The organism is Streptomyces sp. GbtcB7 (assembly GCF_019091445.1).
Classification (GTDB): Bacteria; Actinomycetota; Actinomycetes; order Streptomycetales; family Streptomycetaceae; genus Streptomyces; species Streptomyces mirabilis.
The window spans coordinates 1-259 of record NZ_JAGXJM010000373.1; the positions used below are offsets into that span (position 1 = coordinate 1).

At 81.1% G+C, this 259-nt stretch carries 1 pseudogene; it reads right to left on the bottom strand.

Annotation, left to right across the window (positions count from 1 at the left end):
• Window positions 1–18: 18 nt before the first annotated feature.
• A pseudogene (locus KVT44_RS56310) lies at window positions 19–259 on the bottom strand (enoyl-CoA hydratase); the annotation flags it as partial.

Consider the following 259-nt stretch of genomic DNA (forward strand, 5'->3'; position numbering starts at 1 on the left):
ACGTCCGCCCCGCCACGGCTATCGCCCCCGCCCCTTCGGCGGGCGCTTCTCCGTGAACGCCGCATGGAACCCGGCGTAGTCCTCCCCGGTCATCAGGAGGGCCTGGGGCGAGGCGTCGAGCCCGACGGAGGCGGCGAGGGGCACGTCCAGCTCGCCGGTGCGCAGGGCCTTGGTCTGGGCGCCCGCGAGAGCCGGGCCCCCCGCCAGGCGGCGGGGCCGCCGCCGGGCGGCCTCGCCCGCGCCGCCCTCGCCCGCCCCC